The sequence below is a fragment of the Rhodothermaceae bacterium genome (genome assembly GCA_009838195.1).
Lineage (GTDB): Bacteria > Bacteroidota > Rhodothermia > Rhodothermales > Bin80 > Bin80.
In genome coordinates this window covers 1-17500 of the sequence record VXSC01000018.1, presented here as the reverse complement: position 1 = coordinate 17500, position 17500 = coordinate 1, and the positions used below count along the sequence as shown (strand labels likewise).

The following is a 17500-nucleotide window of genomic DNA, read 5'->3' as shown; positions in this document are numbered from 1 at the left end:
ATTGCGTCTGTTTTACGTATCAGGCACCCAATCCTACTTGCACGACTCTAGCATTATCGTAGCAGCATTTCGTTGCTGCCCTTACTCTCAGCCTATCCACGCTCACCTATTTCAATGAGGTTTCCGCTCCCTGCGGAGATCATTCTTAGCCTGCCACGCAGAACACGGCTTCTCTGCTGGCTTATTCTTATCCACAATTTCAATGAACCAAGTTGAACTAAAAACCAAGAGACTTCCCGAACTGAAGGAAATTGCCCGACAGACGGGCGTTGGGGGATGGCATGCTCTGCGTAAGCAGGAGTTGATTCACTTCATTCTTGACCATCAGAATTCCAAAGCCGTTTCCAGCAACGGAGACCTTCCTCGTGATCCTCGGCAAAATGGGAACCCCGCAACCGAAGACGGAAAGTTTTCTTCTCCTCCCCAGCAAAACTCCGAAACGACCTCTGATCGTGAATCTTCTACCGAACTTGCTCGACAAAATCAAACGGTAGTTGCTTCGAACGCATCTTCTGATTCACCTAGTTCGGCTGGGACCTTGCCTCCCAAACGAACTCATTTTCTTCGTGAAGAAAAGCCTAGAACAGGCAGAAAAAAGCCTGGCAAATCTGTCGGGCCACGTAAAAAAACCAAATCACCAAACAACTCCTACTCTGATCCAATGTCGTCACCTCCACGCCACGACCCTGATGGAAGACCCCCAAGAGGAGGACGACCGGGAGGGCGTTCCAAAAGACATGGCCCCGCACGGCGCGGGCGAAAAGATCCCCGAATGTCTTCAAAAGATGATCGGCGCCGTCGCGTTCACGAGCCGAAACCACCATTCATGGGACAGTTTGATCCCCGCAAACTTGACCCGGACACGATGATTGAAAAGACCGGGGTCCTAGAAATTCTACCCGATGGGTATGGATTTCTGCGATCGCCGGATTATAATTATCTACCCAGCCCGGAGGATATTTATGTGTCTCCCAGCCAAATCAAGCGATTCAGTCTCCGGCTTGGAGATTCGGTGGATGGCGAAATCCGTCCCCCGAAAGAAGGGGAGCGGTACTTCGCACTCATCCACGTTAAGAAAATCAACGGGCAGGACCCAGGCTCTCTGGATGAACGGCAGAATTTTGACTATCTGACCCCCCTCTATCCCGATGAGGTCCTTCGCCTGGAAACGCGTAAACATGACATGTCCATGCGCGTCCTTGATCTTTTTGCCCCAATTGGGAAAGGGCAGCGGGGACTTATTGTTGCCCAGCCGAAAACGGGCAAAACCATTCTCCTACAGAAGATTGCGAACGCTATCAGTGCGAATCACCCAGAAGCACACCTGATCATCCTGTTGGTGGACGAACGACCGGAGGAAGTAACGGACATGGAGCGTCATGTAAAGGGGGAAGTGGTGGCATCCACCTTTGATCAGGAACCCTCACGACATGTGGAGGTGGCAAATATTGTGTTGGAAAAGGCAAAACGCCTCGTTGAAGCGAAGCAGGATGTGGTGATTCTTCTTGATTCGATTACCCGCTTAGCCCGTGCTCACAACGCCGTGTGCCCGGATTCGGGACGGACAATTTCCGGGGGGCTGGATGCCACGGCATTGAGAGGGCCAAAGCGTTTCTTCGGTGCTGCTCGCAATGTTGAAGAGGGCGGATCCCTGACCATTATCGGAACTGCATTGATCGATACAGGAAGCCGCATGGATGAAGTGATCTTTGAAGAGTTCAAAGGAACGGGGAATATGGAATTGGTCCTGAACCGAGAAATGGCAGATCGTCGTATCTTCCCTGCAATTAACGTAGTCATGAGTGGAACCCGACGGGAAGAACTGCTGATTCAGGAAGCACGCTTAGCCCGTATATGGATTCTGCGAAAGCTTCTGGCAGACATGGATCCAATCCAGGCGATGAACTTTCTGCTTGACCGGATGCGGTCTACCAAAAGCAATGACGAGTTTTTGGTGACCATGAACTCCTAAGATGCATCCTTTTATTGTTTCTCGGAGCATCTCCGCTAGATGCCGGCTTCTCCACTAATTCCTGTCGTCCTGTTTGATATGGATGGTGTGCTAGTCGATGTGTCTGGCTCCTATCTACGTGTCATTGAAGAAACCGTCTACCATTTCACGGGGCGTGAGATAAGGCCAAAAACAATCCAGCGCTATAAAGACCGTGGAGGCTTCAATGACGACTGGACGCTCACGCACACGATTATTGGGGACTACGGGATGGAAGTGCCGTATGTGCGTGTCGTGGACGAATTTCAGCGCCGCTACCGAGGGGAGGACTGGGATGGATTTATTACCGAAGAACGACCCCTGATCCAAACCCGCACACTGCAACAGTTAAAACAAGGCGGTCACGTGCTCGGAATTGTAACGGGCCGACCCCGGGATGAGGCGCGCTGGGCCTTGGACCGGTTCGGATGGCAGGAATATTTTTCTCTTTTGGTTCCCCGCGAAAATCAGGATAATCGCGGAAAACCCGATCCCTATCCGCTCCTGTATGCAATGGCAATTCTTCAGGGAGCTGGCTTACCGATCCAGGCCGACCTGACCGTTTATATCGGGGATTCGGTTGATGATATGGCTGCGGCAGGTGCAGCGGGTATGTTGGCGATTGGTTTCGTCCCCCCTTACCTGGATTCGGATGCGCATACGCTCCTGTTGCATGAACATGGAGCAGATCTGGTCACGACGGACTTGGAGAGCCTCCCGGGAAAAATAAATTCCCCCAATGACTGGACATCTGTAGAATCATGACCGCAGTGGATGCATAAAAAAACGGCATCGAAAACACCTGGGATTGTGATACGATGCCTATGCTTCCACTCACCGGAAAACACTTCCTTCATTACGGAAAGTTTTTCTGAAAGGTTTCGCTTTAAACAAGATTTCATGCTCCGTCAGGTAGATCTTCCATGATTCGACTACCTTTTGCTCTTGCCCGCGGGTTTGTAGCAGCCGAAACCCTTGTTGACACGATTCCTGTGGTGAGGCAGCTGCGCAATAAAGGGCTGTTTACGACGGTGGATCTACTTGGAGAGCATATAGTCCGTAGAGATCTCGCTTTGAAAAGCCGGGATGCCTACATACGGCTGCTACGGGCACTTGCTTCTGAGCCTAGTCTGGATCGCAATATCTCCATCAAACTCTCTATGATCGGACAGGTCATTGACGAAGACTTCTGCCTTGAAAACCTTCGTACACTCCTGGAGGAGGCAAAGCTTATGAATGGGTTTGTTCGGTTAGATATGGAAGGTAGCTCCGTCCTTAACTCAACACTCCGCATTTTTGAATCCGTCTTTCCTGACTATCGCGCGCATGTAGGGATTGTGCTGCAGGCATATCTGAAGCGTACCGTAAAGGATGTGGACCATATGTGCGACTTGGGGGCACGCGTCCGCCTCTGTAAGGGTGCCTACCGGGAGCCGGCGACGATTGCGTACCAGCGCATGTCGCAAATCCGTACTCAATACATCACTTGCATGCATAAACTGCTTCAGCACGGACATTATCCCGCAATTGCCACCCACGATGATGTGTTGATTGAAGCGACCAAGTCCTATGCGCGGGCGAAAGATATTGATCCGTCCCGGTTTGAATTTCAAATGTTGTATGGCCTGCGCCAGAAGACGCAGGAGGACACAGTGCGTAAAGGATACAACATGCGGATCTATGTGCCTTACGGGCGTATGTGGCTCCCCTACTATACGCGCCGACTCCGGGAGCGCCCCGAAAACATCACGTTTCTATTACGCACTATTTTCCGGTCTTGACTTCGGCGGTCTGGCACCATTTGGAATTTAATAATCGTTATTTCAGGGCTTCCAGGAGGAATCTTTTATTTTCTCGTTTGTGGTGTTCACTTTTTCCAATAATCCTACCCCAGTGCCTCTGGGACAGAGGTGACCGCCGAAGTCAACACGAATGTCCAGCCTGACTACCGCAATCCACTTTGACCGTGAACACGAAACCATGAAGGATGGCACCAGTAGCAACGGAGAGGGTTACTGCATAGCTTGGTAATGGCGCTTTGGAGCCATAGGACGTTGGGCCCGCTGCTTATGACACTTGTCACCGCGGGCTGTTTGCCGGATACAAGTCCGGTGGTGGACTATAATTATGATGTTCAGCCCATTCTCGCGGACAATTGCTATGCCTGTCACGGTCCAGATCCAGAAAGCCGTGAAGCCGAATTGAGTCTCCACACGGAGGCCGGATTGTATGCATCGTTGCGTGACGATACAACACGGAATGTCATCGTGCCGGGCAACCCGGACGCCAGCGAGTTCGTGCGCCGCATTACCGAAAAGCGCCCCCAGGAACGCATGCCGCCGCCCGAGACCCAGCACGCTCTCACTGATTCTGAAATTCAAACACTTACCCGTTGGATCGCCCAAGGTGCGCAGTGGAAGCCCCACTGGTCACTCATCCCCCAATCGCTGCCGGATTTGCCCAGAGTACGCCAGAGAAAGTGGACGCGAAATGAAATTGACCACTTTATCTTGGCGCGGTTGGAACGAGATAGACTTGAACCTACTGAAGAAGCGGATCGACGCACTTTGATACGTCGGCTGTATCTGGATCTCACTGGATTGCCGCCGTCGGTAGAGGATGTGCGCGCGTTTGTGGCGGATAACCGGCCAGATGCATATGAGTACTTGGTAGATCGAATCCTGGCGTCACCACACTTTGGCGAACGTATGGCTGTGCACTGGTTGGATTTGGCACGTTACGCAGATACGAACGGCTATTCGATCGACGGTGGCCGACATATGTGGCTCTGGCGAGACTGGGTCATTCATGCCTTCAATACCAATAAGCCGTTTGACGAATTCGTGATCGAACAACTTGCCGGCGACTTGTTGCCGGAAGCTACCGATGTGCAACACATGGCCACGGGGTTTCATCGGAATCACATGATCACGCACGAGGGCGGAACGATCCCGGAAGAAAACCTGGTCAACTATGTGGCTGATCGCGTCAAGACAACGGGCGAGGTATTTCTCGGGCTCACGTTTGCGTGCGCACAGTGTCACGATCACAAATATGATCCAATCACCCAACGTGATTACTATCGCCTTTTTGCCTTCTTCAACAGTGTTCCCGAACGTGGACTAGACGGAGACGGCGGCATAAACGCTGTACCACAACTGGAAACCTTGAGTCCTCTCGCTACAGAAGTTGAAATCGAAGAAGTAAAGGCCGACCTGGCAATGCTGCGTGCCGAAACCGACCGTGTCGATCCAGTCCAGGGCGTTTGGGAAGATCGCGAGCGATCCTTGCTTAGTATGCGTGGCCAGAACCTGAAGGTGCATCCGCTCCAAGCCACTAAAGTCACGACGCCCAACTCGGGGTATACGGGTGAAGTGCAGCCCGACGGCTCGGTGCGTATTGACGAGCCCGCATACTTTGCCGCCTACAATGTATCGCTTACCGTACCCGAAGACCTGGATGCCGAAATCACCGGGTTGCGTGTGGTGTTTTACCCGGATAATGTTTCTGGCACACTGGGACACGGCAATGGCGACCTGCCCGAGTCCTTCGTAGTAACGAGCGTTCATGTGCGTGCTGGTGCACTACCGACTGACCAAGTGGATTTTCACAGTACACATGGATTGGCTCGTGTGTCAGCATCACATATCCATCCAGATTATGCCCCCGAAAACGTGCTCGACGACCGGAGACACAATGGCTGGTCACCCCATCCGGTGCGAAGGTCACCAGTTCATCTAACGCTCACCTTTGATGTGCCGCTTGATTCGAAGGAAGTGCCGCACTTTACGGTGATGCTGAACTTTGGCTCCGGAAATTGGCAGGTAGCGAGGCATTTTCGTGTGCTGGCAATGGAAGGTATCGATGACGGCACGACATTGCCTGCACAAGTGCAGCATGCGCTAGTAAATGGCGACGGGAATTCGGGGTTATTGCGTCAGGCATTCTACGAGCGAGCAGAAGAGGCTGCGCCACTACGCCACGCCATTGCCAATCTCGAAGAGCGGTTGCGCGTGCTCACGGAGCCACATCCCACGATGGTCATGGCGGTGACTGATGTCCCGCGGCCGACGCGTATCCTGTACCGTGGCCAATATGACCAGCCTACCGATTCTGTTTCGCCGGGTGTGCCATCTTGGCTGCCGCCTCTGCAGGAAGATGCTACTCGGTTGGATTTGGCTGAGTGGCTGATGCATCCATCTCACCCGCTAACGGCCCGTGTTACTGTCAATAGATTCTGGCAAATGGTATTTGGACGTGGCCTCGTACCTACAGCAGCAGACTTTGGTGCGCGTGGCTCCTTGCCGACGCACCCCTCGCTGCTGGATTGGTTGGCCATCACGTTTGTGGAATCCGGATTCGATACAAAGGCGCTCCTCAAGACCATGGTCATGAGCGCTACGTACCGGCAATCGAGCCGTGCCACGCCGGATCTGTTGACGCGAGACCCACAGAACGCCCTTTTGGCCCGAGGCCCGCGTTTCCGGCTGCAAGCCGAGTTTATTCGTGATCAAGCACTGGCCGTAAGCGGGTTGCTGGTACACCGACTGGGTGGCCCCAGTGTTCATCCCTACCAGCCCACCGGACTTTGGAAGGAAGTCAGCCACTATGGGAGCACGCCCGCTACGGCCCAGACGTTTATCCAGAATCATGGTGAAAAACTCTACCGCCGCAGCCTGTACACCTACTGGAAACGGACGGCGCCCCCGCCCAGCATGATGGCATTTGATGCGCCAACGCGAGAGGTATGTACGGTGCAGCGCGAAAATACGAACACACCTCTGCAGGCGCTCGTATTGCTGAATGATCCGCAATTTGTAGAGGCCAGTCGAGCTTTTGCAACTCGAATCCTCAGCACTGTACCGGAAGCGGAGCGAATTGTGTATGCCTTCGAGGCGGTGACGAGCCACGAGCCTGATAGGGAAGACCGGCATCGCTTGGAAACTCGTCTGGCGGAAGAGATGCGAGTATTTGAGGCTGATTCTGTCCGCGCTCGTGCTATCTTGAGCGTTGGCGCGTCGCCGACAGCATTATCGACGGATTTGGCCACTCATGCGGCTTGGACAGTAGTGGCGAGTGTGCTTTTAAATCTCAGCGAAACCATCACCCGCAACTGATGAATCCGTTACTCGCCTATGAGCGCACCATTACGCGTCGCACGTTTCTTGGGCAGTCTGCCCGCGGTATTGGTCGTATGGGCCTTGCCGCACTTCTTTTTCCAGATCTGATCAAGCGTCCACCAGGACCGCATTTTGCCCCAAAGGCGCGCCGCATTATTTATCTGTTCCAGTCTGGTGGACCGTCTCATGTGGACCTATTTGATTACAAGCCGCTGCAACGCGATCTGCATGCTACGGAGCTACCTAACTCCGTCCGTGGGAACCAGCGGGTCACCGGTATGACCGTCAATCAGGCTTCCTTTCCGGTTGTTGCGCCGAACTGGCCCATGCGGCGATGCGGCAAACACGGAACATGGATCAGTGACCTCTTGCCGCATACGCAAACGATTGCTGATGACATTTGCATCGTTAAGTCGATGGTCACTGAGGCCATAAATCATGATCCGGCAATCACCTTCATCAACACCGGGTCCCAGCAAATCGGCCATGCCAGTCTCGGAGCTTGGCTCAGTTACGGACTTGGCAGCGAAAACGAGAATCTGCCTTCGTACGTCGTGCTTCTTTCACAGGGCTCAGGAAAAAATCCAGGGCAGCCGATTTTTGCGCGACTTTGGGGTAGTGGATACTTACCCAGCGAGCATCAGGGTGTAATGCTTAGGCCGGGAATTAATCCGGTGCTGTATCTGAAGGATCCGCCCGGCATTACACGAGGGCAACGCCGAAGAATGTTGGACGACTTGGCGGCCATGAACCGAAAGAAAGCTGAAGATGTCGGGAATCCGGAAACATTGGCACGGATTTCGGCCTACGAGATGGCCTACCGCATGCAAACGGCTGTCCCCGACCTAACGGATTTTTCGGACGAGACTGAAGAGGTGTTTGATCTCTACGGGGCGCAAGCGAGGCGTGCAGGCAGTTATGCAGCCAATTGTCTATTGGCACGGCGGATGATAGAACGTGGGGTGCGATTTGTACAACTGTTTCATCGTGGGTGGGACCAGCACATTGCGCTACAGAAGCAGTTGCCGGCGCAGTGTCTTGATGTGGATCAGGCCTCTGCTGCACTGGTCAAGGATTTGAAGCGGCGCGGACTGCTGGAAGAGACCCTTGTGGTCTGGGGCGGAGAGTTCGGGCGTACGATTTACAGTCAGGGCGAGCTCGGCCATCCCAGTAGCGGGCGCGACCACCATGGACGCTGCTTTTCGATGTGGATGGCTGGTGGCGGCATTCGTCCGGGGTTTGAGTACGGGCTCACCGACGACTATTCTTACAACGTACTTGAGAATCCTGTGCACATTCGAGATCTCAACGCTACTCTGTTACACCAGTTGGGTATTGATCACAACCGCCTTACGGTGAAGTTTCGGGGACTGGATCAGAAGCTCACGGGTGTGGAAGAGGCACATGTGGTACGTGATATATTGCTTTGACCAACTGTGAGGCACCTGATTGAGTCAGAATCCATCTTCATCATGGCACCACTTTGGTCATTTCGTTAGCGTGACCAGAATCAGCAAGCCTTCACTGCAAGGGTAAACCGCGGATCCCTATGGCAATAATCTACGTTGGGTGCGCGAACAACGAAAGCGCCTGACCCACAGGACATTGTGTGTGTAGGATACAACATGCGGATCTATGTGCCTTACGGGCGTATGTGGCTCCCCTACTATACGCATCGACTTCGGGGGCGCCCCAAAAACATCACGTTTCTGTTACGCACTCTTTTCCGATCCTGACGCCAAATAGCGCTCAGCATCTATGGCTGCCATGCAGCCGGTCCCCGCTGCCGTGACCGCTTGCCGATAGACATGATCCTGCGCGTCCCCACACGCAAACACCCCCGAAATATTGGTCCGGGTTGATCCTGGCAGTGTTTTGATATAACCCTGATCATCCATATCCAACCAGGATGTGAAGAGCGCCGTGTTCGGTGTGTGTCCGATCGCTACAAAGAATCCGCTGACCGGTAATTCTCTTTCAACTTGGTCCTTCACATTCTTGAGCCGAACTCCTGTGACCTCATCTGTGCCCAGGACATCCGTGACGATTGTGTCCCAGATGATCTTAATTTTGGGATGATCCTTCACGCGCTGCTGCATGATTTTTGAAGCGCGCAACTGATCACGGCGATGAACCAACCAAATTTTTGATGCAAACCGTGTCAGGAATAGCGCTTCTTCCATCGCCGTGTCTCCGCCTCCCACAATGGCCAAATCTACACCACGGAAAAACGCCCCATCACAGGTTGCACACGCAGATACGCCGCGCCCCAAAAGACGTTTTTCGTTGTCTAGTCCCAGGTAGCGGGCCGAAGCGCCGGTTGCAATGATTACCGTGTCTGACAAAAGGCCTGTTTCATCATCAATCACGATTTTGAACGGGCGTTCGGACAGGTCTACCTGCGTAACGGAGCCGTATCGCACTTCCGCCCCAAAACGCACCGCTTGCGCCTTGAACTCCTCCATCATGACGGGCCCGAGAACTCCATCCACATAACCAGGATAATTTTCAACGTCTGTCGTTGTCGTAAGCTGTCCGCCGGGTTCAAGCCCTTCATAGACGATTGGGGCAAGGTTTGCCCGGGCCGCATAGAGTGCCGCCGTATAACCTGCCGGACCGGAACCGATAATCACGACCCGCTGGTGCTCTGCACTTTTAAACGAAATCTCCGGTGTGATGGGTGTGGACGACATTTTCCAGGCTTAACGCTGAGGTTTAGGGATCGCTTTGGCTAACGAACGTAATGAACCTGGTTTGTCCGTGAACACGGAAAGTTGCTCTGCTTCAATGATCCGTAGTTGCCAAGCCAGCGCGATTACGCAGGCTGTCCAATCAGTGCATCCAGCTTCTTCTGGAACTCCCGCTTGCTCGCCGAGCCGATCATCTGATCTCGCACTTCCCCTCCGACAAAAAAGAGCAACGTGGGAATAGAGCGTACATTGTAATTCATTGCCGTCTGCGGGTTTGTATCCACATCTACTTTCCCCACTTTCGCTTTGCCGGCATAGTCTGTAGCCAATTCTGCTACGATCGGAGCAATTGCGCGACATGGTCCGCACCATGCAGCCCAAAAGTCAACCAGGACGGGAACGTCAGAATCCAAAACCTCCGTCTGAAAATTGGCATCAGTCAGCTCGATAGTAGCCATAGATCTATATTATTTGATGGTTGATAGAAACTTCCTATTGTACGCAAAACTGCTCTGTAAGTTGAGCTATGCCGCCACGCGTTCCATGTACTCCGCAATGCTTCCTAGGTAGACCGATTTCATTGCATCCGATGAACAATGGACAACCTGCTGACCGCCTACTGTGACCGAGAACTCAGGTTTTGATTGTACGGTACCCAAACAGGTCCATTGCACCTTTGAATGCTCCCCCAGGATCTTTTGCATCCGCTCAACCTCTGACACAGCTACCGAGAGAATGATTCGGGATTGCGCTTCACCAAACAGCAGCGCATCCAGGCGGAAGTCTCCCTGTGGCGATAGGAGTATGTCTGCCCCCATCGCCTCTGTGAATAGAATACATTCTGCCAGTGCTACCAATAATCCCCCATCAGCAACATCGTGAGCACTTGCAATGACTCCTCCCTGGATCAGTGCAAGTGTGGCTGCCTGCACGGCATGTTCCTCGGCCAGGTCCATGTGCGGAGCATCTCCGCAAATTTGTCCATGAATACTGCTCAAGTATTCCGTACCTCCGATTTCCTGGTGCTGTCCTCGAAAATTCCAGGCTTTGGGACTCAGGAGATAGATGAGATCTCCTGCGTGACGAAATCCCGACTGTGTTGCGTGGGTTTCCACATCCTCTACCAAGCCTAACATCCCGATGGTCGGGGTTGGAAATACTGCGCCCTCTGGATTCTCATTGTAGAACGAAACATTTCCTCCCGTTACCGGAGTATTGAACGTTTTGCATGCATCACTCATGCCCCCGACGGCTTCCTTGAATGTCCAGTATACCTCTGGCTTATACGGATTGCCAAAGTTGAGACAGTTTGTGATTGCCAGGGGTCGTCCTCCTGCACACACGACATTCCGTGCGGCTTCGGCGACGGCAATCTGGCCTCCTTTTCGTGGGTTCAGATAGATATACCGTCCATTGCAGTCGGTTTTGACCGCCAATCCTTTTTTTGAACCTTTAATACGTACCACCGCTGCATCACTGGCACCTGGGCCACCGACTGTCCCTGTCCGCACCATCGTATCATATTGTTCAAAGACCCACTGCTTGGATGCAATATTGGGGGCCCCGAGGAGACGTATCAATATGGATTCAACCTCGTGCGCCTGCACATCCGCCAGATCTGGAAGAATGGATGTCGTATTCAGGTATTTTGGGCGGCTACTTTCACGATGATAAATGGGGGCTCCTCCCCCCAGGACGAGGTGGTCGGCCTCCACATCGGCAACCTGCTCCCCTTTATAATGCACCTGCACGCGCCCGGTGTCCGTCACTTCTCCGATACAGACCGCATGCAAATCCCACTTCTCAAAAATGCTTTGGAGTTGTTCTTCTTTTCCGGGCACACATACCAGCAGCATGCGCTCCTGGCTCTCTGACAGCATAATTTCATAGGCTGTCATGTCTGGCTCCCTGACCGGCACATGATCCAGATTCAGCCGCATCCCTGCACCACCTTTTGCGCTCATTTCACAGGAAGAGCAGGTGATTCCGGCCGCCCCCATATCCTGAATGCCGACCACCACTTCTGCGTCAAGTGCTTCCAGCGTTGCTTCGAGGAGTAGTTTTTCAGTGAAGGGATCTCCAACCTGAACACTTGGTCGTTTTTTCTCACTCTCTTCTGAGATTTCTTCCGATGCAAAGGTTGCGCCGTGAATTCCGTCTCGACCTGTTGCCGAACCGACAATGAACACTTTGTTGCCTGCCCCTTTCGCAATGGCGGATGCCGTCGCGTCTGTCTTCACGATTCCTACGCTCATGGCATTAACTAAGGGGTTCCCTTCGTAAGCAGGATCGAAGTACACTTCACCGGCCACCGTGGGGACACCAAACGAATTCCCGTAATCTCCAATGCCGCGCACCACTCCATCAAACAGGTATCGAACTCTGTTGCGCTCAAGTGAACCAAACCGCAGTGAGTTCAGAGCACAGATCGGTCGTGCCCCCATGGTGAAGATATCCCGGTGGATTCCACCTACACCGGTCGCAGCCCCCTGATACGGTTCGACGGCCGAAGGGTGGTTGTGACTTTCAATCTTGAACGCAACGGCTAACCCATCCCCAATATCTACCAACCCTGCATTTTCATCTCCTGCGCCCACCAGAAGAGCTTCCCCTTCACGCGGAAGGGTCTTCAGTACAGCAATGGAGTTTTTGTATGAGCAATGTTCACTCCACATGACTGAATAGATCCCTAGTTCCGTGATGGTCGGAACCCTTCCCAGCCGCTCCAGAATCCATCCGTACTCCTGCTTCGTGAGTCCATGCTCCGCAGCTAGGTTTTCATCAACAAGTATTTCGTCAGCCATCACTGTTTGCCTTTCTGATGAGTCTTTTACCGTTTAATGTAGCAAGTTGTCCAATATGCGGAATTTCCATGATTCTACAATATGGCCCTTCTGTGCTGATTCTTTTCGGCGGGTTCCGTTGAGCACGAATCGGTTACCCAATGCCCCGCTCACTAGGGAATCACGATATGTTGGTGCAGCGAATCCGCTGCCTCAGCGTTCCAACACGATGGATGCCTCCCGTTTGTTGGCAACCGATATGACCCTACGTCGTATTGCGGTGGCACACAACTAGATTCCCGTCATGTCCATTTTCACATCGGAAAGAGAGAAACGCCTCTGGGCTTATACACTGGCCGTCGTGGTGGCCATCTACTCTACTCTGGGACTGGCACGAATCCTGGTCGACCAGTTGGGGAGCGATTTCTTGTCGGTCTGGCTCTTTCTCCTCGGCTGCATTCTGGTGCTTGCAACTGTGATCACACAGGGCCTAAAGGTTCGGCCGGGAGGTATGGAGATCGGTGTCGCTCTTGGCATCGCCGCTGCCTATCTCCTGATCATCGTTCGGATGGCGGTGCCAACCGAGCGCTCTCATTTGGTCGAGTACGGAGTAGTGGCCATCTTCGTCCACGAAGCACTTTTGGAGCGGGCCATGCAGGGACGGCGGGTTCCCGTTCCGGGTCTGCTTGCAATCGTAATCGCATCCGTGATCGGCGTCATCGACGAGGGCATCCAATGGTTTTTGCCCAGCCGCGTCATGGACCCGGTGGACATGTTGTTCAACGTATTGGCGGCAACAATGGCGATCATAGCAAGCGTGGCGCTCCGGTGGGCCCGGCGCCAGGCTAGCCACTTCACGGGCCGCTAACCGTTCATCGCACCGCAGCCCGAGCTTTGACTTAGGCCGAGAGCGGATTGATCGTCTTTTTCTTCTCTATGAAAGGACGACGCAACCACTACTGGAGCAATAGCATCGGATGATTCCCTCTCGAACAAATCGTTCTCAAGAATTCCCTATCAAAGCTCTCTCCTGGCATCAAGACGATTCTCACCACAACCTATACTGCGCTCTCAAAAAGACATGGCGGGTTGCCGCTGGAAAGAACTGTGGGGCTCCAAATCCTGCGTTTCCATATAGAAGCACTTTTGAATCTAGGACATTGTTCACATCAAGGGAGAGCATCAATCCACTGAGCACAGACTGGTCACTGAATTCCCACTGCACGGTCGTAGACACCAGGGTATAGGGGTCTACCGTCAGGTTGTCCTGCTCGACACCATCAGCAGTGCGCCCGCCACCATTGTCCACGTACTGCACTCCTGCCAGACGTGCATCTGCCCGAAACGTCAGGCCTGCGTACTCGTAGGTCACTCCCAGATTTCCGCTGCGTGCGGGGAAGCCCGCAATCGGATTGCCCGCCCGATCAATCGGTGCAACCGAAAAATCCGGCTGTGTCACGTATTCAACAAACTTTACGATGCGGTTCCGGCTGAAGGTCGCATTAGCGAATGCATTTAACCCCGGCAGGATCCTGGCTGCCGCTTCCAATTCAATCCCAATGTGCCGGGTGCGATCAGCATTCCCTGTACGTGGAACTCCAAACTGATCCAGCCCACCACTGGGCACAATTTCATCTCTGAACTCCATCCAGTAAGCGGACATACGTAGTCGCAAAGATCGGCTGTCGAGCTGCCCCCCGATTTCAAGGTCGGTCAGACGCTCGGGCTTCACGATCGGACTGTCGTAGTCGAAATTCCCATCTGAATTCCTCTCAAACTGGGGCATGAAGCCAGCGCCAGCTTCCTCGCCATCATACAACGATTTCATTCGCGGCTCGCGGTTAGCGTAGGAAATACTCACATAGGCACTGAGTGGCTGCTCGGGGTTCAGAGTCATCCCTACACGCGGATTTACGAACAAATAGGGAACACGAAATGAATTTCCAAAAAGCTCCTCCTCAACAATCCTGTACTGCCGCCAGGTGAGCTGCATATCTGCCTGGATTGCCAGACGCCTGTGTGGTCGCATCAAATGACTTGCGTAGAGTGAACCGACCGTCTTTTCTCCTCGCACACTGTAGACCCGGTAATCGTTCTCTGCTCCAACGACTTCTGCAGGAAGTCCCGCGGATTCTTCAACACGCCCCCACCGCAACGACCGGTGCAGGCGTAATTCCCCTCCGAATGTGGTTTCTGAACCGGGACGAACGATTTGATAGCGGGGCATCCACCCCGTTTGCCACTGATCCAGAGCCGCACGAAACAGCACCGTAGCATCCGGCGCACTGATGAATAGGGGATCCTGTCGCTGCGCCTGGTCCAATCCCCTCCATTCTGCGGGAAGGCGCAAATAATCTGCACTCCGAAACGTCCCCCCAAAATCAAACTCACCAATCCCCTTGATCCAGAAGATCGCCTGCTCGAAGGTTCGGTTCGGGCTTGGAGAAAAGGTGTGAAGAAGCTCGACATGCGGTTGATGGAACCGCTCAACGTCTCGGGTCGCCTCGCTGAAGTTATAGCGGCGATTGACAGTTCCGCCAAACCCATCATCCACCGTCTGGGTATTCGCCTCTTTGGGGATTCCCACATAGGCCAAGCCATCTTTCTGGGGGCCGCCGTAGGATTGCAAGGTGAATGTATGCCGCTGCCCATAGCGGCGGATTCCGACGAAGTATCGCCAAAATTCGGACCAGGACCAATCCCGGTACCCGTCCGATGTCAGTCGACTGACTCGTGCATATGCCGCATAGCGCCCACCCAAGAGACCGGTATTCGCCTGAAATGTATAGCGCTGCGTGTCATAAGTGCCATATCCTGTTTCCAGTCTGACATCCGTAACAGGGCGATACGGATCCGTGACAATGTTGATTGCGCCACCGATTCCGGTGGAGCCATAGGCGGCAGCTCCAGCTCCGCGCTGCACCTGAATGTCCTGTATCGAACCCTGCAAATCGAAAAAGTTGATCCAGAACACGTTATGCTCTTCCGGATCATTCTGGGGAATCCCATTGATTGAAACCGCTACACGCCGCTGCCCGAATCCTCGCAGTCTCAGGTAGGTATAGCCCAGATCATTTCCGTTCTCGCTGTAGTGCGTCATGGAAACTGAGCGGGCCAGTGCAGCGGGCAGATCCTGCATGGAAGGTAACATAGCAAGCTCCCGTGCAGTAATGTTGCTGTGGGTGAGCGGGGTCAGTTGCTCCCGGGCACGTCGAGCCTCCGTGACGACTTCTCCTCCATAAAGGAGTCCCTCCTCTAGAACAAACGTCCTCTGTACGGCTGCATTCACCTCAAGGGGTTGACGCAGCGTTGTATAACCCAGAAAGCGAATCTCTACGGTATACTCTCCCGCGGCAACCTCCAATTCAAAGCTCCCACTCTGATCGGTTATTCTGGAATATCGGGGGATCGCGGAATCGTCAACAAAGATTTGAACGGTTGCGCCCTCAAGTGGCTCACCTGTTGAGGATTGGACTACCCCCGACAGTGGAGGGCTCAAAAGAAACGCAGAATAAACCAGTGCGGAAAGTAGCATACTACAGTGTGTTTTTCACCCTGCTTGGCGGTAGCCACTGTACTTCCCATGCGTTTTCCTACGCCGGCATTACCCGGATCAGGTACAAAGGGTGTAATCTCAGCCTCTGCAGGAGGCACCCCCAAGCAATCTGGCAATACTGAAAGAGAACGCAACAGGAGCCAGATCCAGTCGGAAATGGCCCTGTTGCAAATGGGGTTCCTGGCACCGACCTACTCTCCCACCACGAAGGGCAGTACCATCGGCGCTGCGGGACTTAACGACTCTGTTCGGAATGGAAGAGGTGTATCCCCCGCGCTATAAGCACCAGGAAGCCTGTCGCTGCACGAAGCAGCAATAATTTGACAGGACGATTTCGCCATATGACCAGCGCACAGTATGTAAACGAGCTCTGACTTCTGTAAAATTTCAAAGGAATAAGCCGAATGGGTAATTAGTACGGCTCGGCTGAACATGTTACCATGCTTACACCTGCCGCCTATCAACGTCCTCGTCTTGAACGACCCATAGGGGAGACCTAGTCTTGCGGGGGGCTTCGTGCTTAGATGCTTTCAGCGCTTATCCCTGCCGAACATAGCTACCCTGCGATGCAGCTGGCGCCACAACAGGTACACTAGAGGTTCGTCCACTCCGGTCCTCTCGTACTAGGAGCAGATCCGCTCAAGTCTCCAACGCCCACGGTAGATAGGGACCGAACTGTCTCACGACGTTCTGAACCCAGCTCGCGTGCCGCTTTAATGGGCGAACAGCCCAACCCTTGGGACCTTCTTCAGCCCCAGGATGCGACGAGCCGACATCGAGGTGCCAAACCTCCCCGTCGATGTGAACTCTTGGGGGAGATTAGCCTGTTATCCCCGGCGTACCTTTTATCCTTTGAGCGACGGCCCATCCATAAGGAACCGCCGGATCACTAAGTCCTGCTTTCGCACCTGCTCGACCTGTATGTCTCGCAGTTAAGCACCCTTGTGCCTTTGCACTCTACGCATGATTGCCGACCATGCTGAAGGTACCTTTGAGAGCCTCCGTTACATTTTAGGAGGCGACCGCCCCAGTCAAACTACCCACCTGACACTGTTCCCCGACCGGATTCACGGTCGCGGGTTAGGCACCAATTAAAGCAAGGGCGGTATTTCAAGGGTGGCTCCACCAAGGCTGGCGCCCTAGCTTCAAAGCCTCCCGCCTATCCTACACATACCTTAATCAATGTCAATGTCAAGCTGCAGTAAAGGTGCACGGGGTCTTTCCGTCCCACCGCGGGTAGCCGGCGTCTTCACCGGCACCACAATTTCACCGAGCCCGTGGCCGAGACAGTACCCAAGTCGTTGCACCATTCGTGCAGGTCGGAACTTACCCGACAAGGAATTTCGCTACCTTAGGACCGT

Annotated in this window: 10 protein-coding genes, 2 rRNA genes and 1 riboswitch; of the genes, 6 read left to right on the top strand and 6 right to left on the bottom strand. The window is 53.6% G+C overall.

Annotated elements, in window-relative coordinates; genetic code table 11:
• The first annotated feature begins 202 nt into the window (after positions 1-202).
• The 5 genes from F4Y64_03165 (at position 203) to F4Y64_03145 (ending at position 8540) form a co-directional block, all read left to right on the top strand.
• Entirely contained in the window at positions 203-1972 is a 1770-nt protein-coding gene (locus tag F4Y64_03165; protein ID MXX96597.1) for a transcription termination factor Rho, read from the top strand.
• Positions 1973-2011: 39 nt separating this feature from the next.
• Positions 2012-2755, top strand: coding sequence for an HAD hydrolase-like protein (locus F4Y64_03160; protein ID MXX96596.1), 744 nt, complete (start codon positions 2012-2014; stop codon positions 2753-2755).
• A 158-nt stretch (positions 2756-2913) separates the two neighbouring features.
• The gene (locus F4Y64_03155; protein ID MXX96595.1) at positions 2914-3771 is read left to right on the top strand and encodes a proline dehydrogenase; all 858 of its coding nucleotides are present in this window, start codon (positions 2914-2916) and stop codon (positions 3769-3771) included.
• A 249-nt stretch (positions 3772-4020) separates the two neighbouring features.
• The gene (locus F4Y64_03150) at positions 4021-7107 is read left to right on the top strand and encodes a DUF1553 domain-containing protein (GenBank protein ID MXX96594.1); all 3087 of its coding nucleotides are present in this window, start codon (positions 4021-4023) and stop codon (positions 7105-7107) included.
• Complete coding sequence (locus F4Y64_03145; protein ID MXX96593.1) at positions 7107-8540, top strand: DUF1501 domain-containing protein; 1434 nt, start codon at positions 7107-7109, stop codon at positions 8538-8540. The genes F4Y64_03150 and F4Y64_03145 overlap by 1 nt, the downstream gene beginning before the upstream one ends.
• A gap of 282 nt (positions 8541-8822) precedes the next feature.
• Here F4Y64_03145 and trxB read toward each other — a convergent pair whose 3' ends face one another.
• The 3 genes from trxB to purL all read right to left on the bottom strand — a co-directional run bounded on the left by trxB (position 8823) and on the right by purL (position 12604).
• Positions 8823-9803 (bottom strand): thioredoxin-disulfide reductase, encoded by a 981-nt coding sequence (trxB, locus tag F4Y64_03140; protein ID MXX96592.1) that lies wholly within the window; start codon positions 9801-9803, stop codon positions 8823-8825.
• A 122-nt stretch (positions 9804-9925) separates the two neighbouring features.
• Positions 9926-10258 carry a thioredoxin gene (gene trxA / locus F4Y64_03135; protein ID MXX96591.1) on the bottom strand — a complete coding sequence of 111 codons (333 nt, stop codon included), beginning with the start codon at positions 10256-10258 and terminating at the stop codon, positions 9926-9928.
• A 66-nt stretch (positions 10259-10324) separates the two neighbouring features.
• Positions 10325-12604: a phosphoribosylformylglycinamidine synthase subunit PurL gene (gene purL, locus F4Y64_03130; GenBank protein ID MXX96590.1), complete on the bottom strand. Its 2280-nt coding sequence runs from the start codon at positions 12602-12604 to the stop codon at positions 10325-10327.
• A 283-nt stretch (positions 12605-12887) separates the two neighbouring features.
• Here purL and F4Y64_03125 point away from each other — a divergent pair, with 283 nt between their 5' ends.
• The gene (locus tag F4Y64_03125) at positions 12888-13451 is read left to right on the top strand and encodes a VanZ family protein (protein MXX96589.1); all 564 of its coding nucleotides are present in this window, start codon (positions 12888-12890) and stop codon (positions 13449-13451) included.
• A 180-nt stretch (positions 13452-13631) separates the two neighbouring features.
• Here F4Y64_03125 and F4Y64_03120 read toward each other — a convergent pair whose 3' ends face one another.
• The 3 genes from F4Y64_03120 to F4Y64_03110 form a co-directional block, all read right to left on the bottom strand.
• On the bottom strand, positions 13632-16118 hold the full coding sequence (locus F4Y64_03120) for a TonB-dependent receptor (GenBank protein MXX96588.1): 2487 nt from the start codon (positions 16116-16118) through the stop codon (positions 13632-13634).
• 37 nt (positions 16119-16155) lie between these two features.
• Positions 16156-16251, bottom strand: a riboswitch (TPP riboswitch).
• A 66-nt stretch (positions 16252-16317) separates the two neighbouring features.
• Positions 16318-16429, bottom strand: a 5S ribosomal RNA gene (gene rrf / locus F4Y64_03115).
• Positions 16430-16531: 102 nt separating this feature from the next.
• Positions 16532-17500: ribosomal RNA gene (locus F4Y64_03110) — 23S ribosomal RNA — on the bottom strand; the annotation flags it as partial.

Coding starts and splice junctions, on each gene's coding strand:
- F4Y64_03165 (MXX96597.1), top strand. CDS start 203: ATGAACCAAGTTGAACTAAAAACCAAGAGACTTCCCGAACTGAAGGAA.
- F4Y64_03160 (MXX96596.1), top strand. CDS start 2,012: ATGCCGGCTTCTCCACTAATTCCTGTCGTCCTGTTTGATATGGATGGT.
- F4Y64_03155 (MXX96595.1), top strand. CDS start 2,914: ATGATTCGACTACCTTTTGCTCTTGCCCGCGGGTTTGTAGCAGCCGAA.
- F4Y64_03150 (MXX96594.1), top strand. CDS start 4,021: ATGGCGCTTTGGAGCCATAGGACGTTGGGCCCGCTGCTTATGACACTT.
- F4Y64_03145 (MXX96593.1), top strand. CDS start 7,107: ATGAATCCGTTACTCGCCTATGAGCGCACCATTACGCGTCGCACGTTT.
- trxB (MXX96592.1), bottom strand. CDS start 9,803: ATGTCGTCCACACCCATCACACCGGAGATTTCGTTTAAAAGTGCAGAG.
- trxA (MXX96591.1), bottom strand. CDS start 10,258: ATGGCTACTATCGAGCTGACTGATGCCAATTTTCAGACGGAGGTTTTG.
- purL (MXX96590.1), bottom strand. CDS start 12,604: ATGGCTGACGAAATACTTGTTGATGAAAACCTAGCTGCGGAGCATGGA.
- F4Y64_03125 (MXX96589.1), top strand. CDS start 12,888: ATGTCCATTTTCACATCGGAAAGAGAGAAACGCCTCTGGGCTTATACA.
- F4Y64_03120 (MXX96588.1), bottom strand. CDS start 16,118: ATGCTACTTTCCGCACTGGTTTATTCTGCGTTTCTTTTGAGCCCTCCA.